This is a genomic window from Streptomyces sp. NPDC058701, from assembly GCF_042715295.1.
GTDB lineage: Bacteria > Actinomycetota > Actinomycetes > Streptomycetales > Streptomycetaceae > Streptomyces.
Genome location: NZ_JBHXSY010000106.1, coordinates 1 through 5,398, shown reverse-complemented (window position 1 = coordinate 5,398; position 5,398 = coordinate 1). Strand labels below are relative to the sequence as shown.

Genomic DNA, 5,398 nt, shown 5'->3' with positions numbered 1-5,398 from the left:
TCAAGACCGGCGCCGGATACGCCCTCCTCGACCCCGAGTTCCCCGACGAACGCCTGGTCGGGACCGCGCGGGACGCGGCGGTCGGCGTCCTCGTCACGGACGCCCGGCACGGGGACCGGGTGAGCGGCCCCTGGACGGCCGTGCTGGTCGACGCCGACTGCGAGGCCATCGGGCGGCGGGACTCCGGGAGCCCGGACGTCGGTCTCACGCCGGCCGACGTGGCGTGCGTGATGTTCACCTCCGGCTCCACCGGACGCCCCAAGGGCATCCTGTCCTCCCACCACAACCTCGTCTCCACGCTCACCGCCCAGACCTACGCCGACTTCGGCCCCGGCGAGGTGTTCCTCCAGTGCTCCCCGGTCTCGTGGGACGCCTTCAGCCTCGAATTCTGGGGCGCCCTCCTCCACGGCGGCACCACCGTCCTCCAGCCCGGACAACGACCCGAACCCGCACTCATCGCCGCACTGTCCCGGCGCCACGCGGTGACGATGCTCCAGCTGTCCTCCAGCCTCTTCAACTACCTCACGGACGAGCACCCGGACACCTTCACCACCACGCGGATCGTCTACACGGGCGGCGAACCCGCCTCCCCCACCCACGTCCACCGCCTCCACGCGCTCTTTCCGGACCTGGCCGTCACCAACGGCTACGGACCCGCCGAGTCCATGGGATTCACCACCACCCACCCCATCCCGGTCTCCGGCCGCCCGACCGCCACCGTGTCCATCGGCCGCCCGCTCACCAACAAACACGCGTACGTCCTCGACGACCGCCTGCGCCCCGCCCCGCCCGGCGCCACGGGCGAGCTCTATCTCACCGGCGACGGACTCGCCCACGGCTACCTCGCCCAACCCGCCACCACCGCTGCACACTTCGTCCCCAACCCGTACGGCGAACCCGGCTCCCGCCTCTACCGCACCGGCGACCAGGCCCACTGGGACACCGACGGCAACCTCCACTACACCGGCCGCACCGACACCCAGATCAAGATCCGCGGCTTCCGCATCGAACCCACCGAGATCGAAACCGTCCTCACCACCCACCCGGACATCACGCAGGCCACTCTCTCGACCCATCCCGACCACCACAACACGCCCCAGCTGACGGCCTACCTCGTCTCCACCGCGCCGGCCCTCTCCGCCCAGGACGTCCGCCTCTGGCTGCGCACGCTGCTGCCCGACCACATGGTCCCGGCCTTCGTGGTCCTGCTCGACCGGCTGCCGCTGACCCCCAACGGGAAGATCGACAAGCGCGCACTGCCCGTCCCGCAGGCCGCGGCGACCGTCGGCGGGCGCGGCCCGCGGACCGAGCTGGAGGCGTCGGTCCTCGCGTACTTCGCCGAGGCCCTGAACACGACGGAGCCGCTCTCCATCGACGACGGCTTCTTCGACCTCGGCGGCCACTCCCTGCTCGCCGCCCGCCTCACCAACCGGATCGGCGCCACCCTCGGCGTCACCCTCACCCTCCGCGACGTCTTCCAGCACCCCACCCCCGCCACCCTCGCCCAGCACGTCGAGGGCCTGCGGCGGTCCGAGCCGGCGGCGCCCCGGCGGGCCCGGCCCGCACTGCGCCGCCGCACCCCCGACCAGGAACGGAGTTCCTCATGAGCAACGACACGTACCCGGACTTCACCCCCGCGCCCGACGACGTGGTGTGGGACCTGCCGGGCGACGGCCCGCAGCGCACCTCGCTGCTGGTCCTGCCGCACGCCGGCGGCAACGCGCACGCGTACGCCGAGTGGCGCGCGCACCTGCCCTCCGACGTGCGGCTGCTCATCGGCCAGTACCCGGGCCGCGGTGCCCGTTTCGCCGAGGACCTGCCCCGCACGATCGGCGACCTGGCCGGCCCGGTCGTGGCGTCCCTGCCCGCCGGAACCACCGACGACCTGGTGGTCCTCGGCCACAGCATGGGCTCGCTCGTCGCCTTCGAGGTGGTGCGGGCCCTTCAGGCGGCCGGCCGGACACCGCGTGCCCTGGTCGCCTCGGCCTGCCGGGCGCCGTTCCTGGCCAACCCGTGCGCGGTCCACCCCGAGCGGCTCGACGACGACGAGCTGGTCGCCGCCATCAAGGAGCGCGGCGGCACCGACGACGGCATCCTCGACGAGCCCGAACTGCGGGAGATCATCATCCCGTCGATCCGCGCCGACTTCGCCATCGACGACGTGTACCGCTGCGAGGAGTCCGCGGCCCGCGTGGACTGCCCGGTGACGGTGATCGGCGGGGACGCCGACCCGGTCGCCCCCGCCGAGACGCTCGGCCGCTGGGCCCAGATCACCGACCGGCCCTTCGCCTCGTACGTCCTGCCGGGCGGCCACTTCTACTTCCAGCAGCAGCTGCCCGAGTTCTTCGCCGTGCTCGCGCCCCTCGTCGGCGGGGCCCTGCCGGCCCGCGCCGCCGCCTGACCGTCCGGCCCTTCCCGCCCCGCCTCCGCACCCCTTTGAGGACCTTGCCATGACCACGTTCGCAGACGCCCCCACCGACACCGGCATCAGCCCGATCCGCGAGGCCGGCAAGCCGGTCGTCGTCCACACCCCGGCCGGCGCCGACCTGGAGACGGCCGTCGCCTGGCTGAACGCCCACCGCGCCGACATCCAGGCCGAGCTGCACCGCTCCGGCGCCGTCCTGCTCCGCGGGCTGCCCGTGTCGGACGCCGCCTCCTTCGCCGCCGCCCGCGACGCGCTGATCCAGCGGCGCGCCGGGTACAAGGAGAAGGCCACCCCGCGCACCGACTTCGGCGAGGGCGTCTTCTCCTCCACCGACCTGCCGGCGGTCCAGCCGATCCGGCTCCACAACGAGAACAGCTACACCCTCGACTTCCCCGGCGTGCTGCTGTTCGGCTGCGTGACCGCCCCCGAGGAGGGCGGCGCCACCACCGTCGGCGACATGCGCGAGGCGCTGCGCCTGCTGCCTCCGGAGCTGGTCGAGCGGTTCGCGCGGGCCGGCTGGCTGCTCGTGCGCAACTACTCGGAGCTGGCCGGGCTGCCCTGGTACAAGACGTTCGCGACCGAGGACAAGGCGGTGGCGGAGGCGTACTGCGAGGAGAACACCGTCGGGTACGAGTGGGTCGACGAAGACGACTCGATGATCACCCGGCAGCGCCGGTCGGCGATCGTGACGCACCCCGTGACCGGTGAGCAGAGCTGGTTCAACCACTTCGCCTTCTGGAACAGCCGCACCCTCGACCCGGACATCCGGGAGGTGCTGCTGGAGACCTACGGCGAGGACGGGCTCCCGTTCAACACCTACCTGGGCGACGGCACCGCGCTCACCGACGCCGAGGTCGACGCGGTCAACGCCGTCTACGACCGGGTCACGGTGCGCGAGACCTGGCAGCAGGGCGACGTGATGATCGTCGACAACATCCTGTGCGCCCACGGCCGCGAGGCCTACAAGGGCGACCGCAAGATCCTCGTCGCCATGGGGGATCCGGTCGCGCTGGCCGACTGCGCCCCCGCCACCCAGCCGTCCACCACCGCGTTCGCCGGGGAGTGAGCACCGTGACCGCCGTACTTCCCGAGCGCTCCCGCACCGAGGAGACCCCGCGCCCCGCCGCGGACCTGCTGGCCCGCCTGGCGCTGGCCCCCGCCGGCCGCACCGCCGTCGTCGCGGGCGACCGCCGGCTGAGCTTCGGCGCCCTGCGCGCCGAGGCCATGCGGATCGCCGCCCGCCTCGCGGCCCGCGGCATCGGCCCCGAGAGCGTGGTCGCGCTCGCCCTGCCGCGCGGCGCCGACCTCGTGGCCGCGCTGATCGGCACCCTGACCGCGGGCGCCGCGTACCTCCCGGTGGACCCGAAGCTGCCCGCCGAGCGGCGCCGCTACCTGGTCGAGGACTCCGGCGCCGACCTGGTCGTCACGGCCGGCCCGGACGCCGAGCCGCTCGCCGCGGGCGTCGCCCACCTCGCCGTGGCCGAACTGACCGCGCCGGGCGAGGGCCCGGACCCCGCCTACGCTCCCGTGGCCGTCCGGGGCGACACGCTCGCCTACGTCATCTACACCTCCGGCTCCACCGGGCGCCCCAAGGGCGTGGAGATCGGCCGGGCCGCCGCCTCGGCGCTGCTCGCCGAGCTGGAGGGCGCGGACATCGCCGTCACCGACGGCGGGAGGGTCGGCTGGAACGCCTCCCCGTCCTTCGACGCCTCCGTCCAGCAGTGGGTCCGCGTCTGCCGCGGCGACACCCTCGTGATGATCGACGAGGAGACCCGCGCCGACCCGGCCCTGCTGGCCCGGTTCGTGGACGAGCAGGCGCTGACCGATCTCGACATCACCCCCTCGCACGCCGACCCGCTGCTGGATCTGCTCACCGCCGACGGCGGGCCCCGCCCGCTGACCCTCCTGATCGGAGGCGAGGCCGTCGCCCCGGCGCTCTGGGCCCGCCTCGCCGAGAAGGGCGCGCAGGGCGTACTGCGTACGGTCAACCTGTACGGGCCCACCGAGTGCACCGTGGACTCCACGGCCGGCTGGATCGACGGGGCCGACGCCCCCCACATCGGCGGTGTGCTGCCGGGCCTGCGGATGCGGGTGCTGGACGAGAAGCTGAACCCGGTCGGCGTGGGCGAGGGCGGCGAGCTGTACCTCGCGGGACCGCGCGTCGGCCGCGGCTACCGGCGCCGGCCCGCGCTGACGGCGGAGCGGTTCACCGCCGACTCCGGCGAGGGGGCCGCGTACGGCGGCCGGATGTACCGCACCGGCGACCTGGTACGGCTGCTGCCGGGCGGCCGGCTGGGTTACCTGGGCCGGGCCGACGGGCAGGTCAAGCTGCGCGGGCACCGCATCGAACTCCCGGAGATCGAGGCCGCGATGACCTCGGTCGCGGGGGTCGCGGAGGCGGCCGTGCTGCTGCTCGACGAGGTGCACGGGGCTCCCGGGCTGGTGGCGTACTACCGGGCGGCGGACGGCCGGGCCACCGAGGGCGCGCTGCGCGAGCACCTCGGAGCGGCGCTGCCCGCCTACATGCTCCCGGCGGCCTTCGTGGCGCTGGAGCGCTTCCCGACGACGACCAACGGCAAGCTGGACCGGGCGGCGCTGCCCGCCCCGGCCGCCGCCGACCCGGTGCCCGCCGCCGCGGCCGGGAGCCTGACCCGCTCGCAGGAGCTGATCGCGGGCGTGTGGGCGGCGGTGCTCGGCGCCTCGCGCATCGGGCCCGACGACAACTTCTTCAAGCTGGGCGGGCATTCCCTCCTCGCGATCAAGCTCGTGTCCCGGGTCCGGGCCGAACTCGGCGTCGCGCTCCCGGTGAAGGCCGTCTACGCCCACCCCCGCCTGCGGGACCTCGCCGCCCACCTCGACACGCTCGTCGCGGGGGGCGCCCCAACCCCCCCCCCGCCCCCCCGCCCACCCGGGGGGGGGGGGGTGCTTCCCCCCCCGCCCCCCCGCCCACCCGGGGGGGGGGGCGCGCGCCCG

4 protein-coding genes are annotated in these 5,398 nt (G+C 74.7%); all 4 read left to right on the top strand.

The annotated features are described in order from the left end of the window. Window positions 1-1,607: amino acid adenylation domain-containing protein (locus ACFWW8_RS38020; protein ID WP_386537387.1), on the top strand; the 1,607-nt coding region annotated here is incomplete at its 5' end. Beyond that, on the top strand, window positions 1,604-2,401 hold the full coding sequence (locus ACFWW8_RS38015) for a thioesterase II family protein (protein ID WP_386537385.1): 798 nt from the start codon (window positions 1,604-1,606) through the stop codon (window positions 2,399-2,401). The genes ACFWW8_RS38020 and ACFWW8_RS38015, both read left to right, overlap by 4 nt. A 49-nt stretch (window positions 2,402-2,450) precedes the next feature. Beyond that, a complete protein-coding gene (locus ACFWW8_RS38010) occupies window positions 2,451-3,491 on the top strand; it encodes a TauD/TfdA family dioxygenase (protein WP_386537382.1) in 1,041 nt (346 codons plus the stop codon). Window positions 3,492-3,496: 5 nt separating this feature from the next. Then, window positions 3,497-5,398: amino acid adenylation domain-containing protein (locus ACFWW8_RS38005; protein WP_386537380.1), on the top strand; the 1,902-nt coding region annotated here is incomplete at its 3' end.

Excerpts from the sequence above, each read along its gene's own strand:
- ACFWW8_RS38015 (WP_386537385.1), top strand. The coding sequence starts at position 1,604 with ATGAGCAACGACACGTACCCGGACTTCACCCCCGCGCCCGACGACGTG.
- ACFWW8_RS38010 (WP_386537382.1), top strand. The coding sequence starts at position 2,451 with ATGACCACGTTCGCAGACGCCCCCACCGACACCGGCATCAGCCCGATC.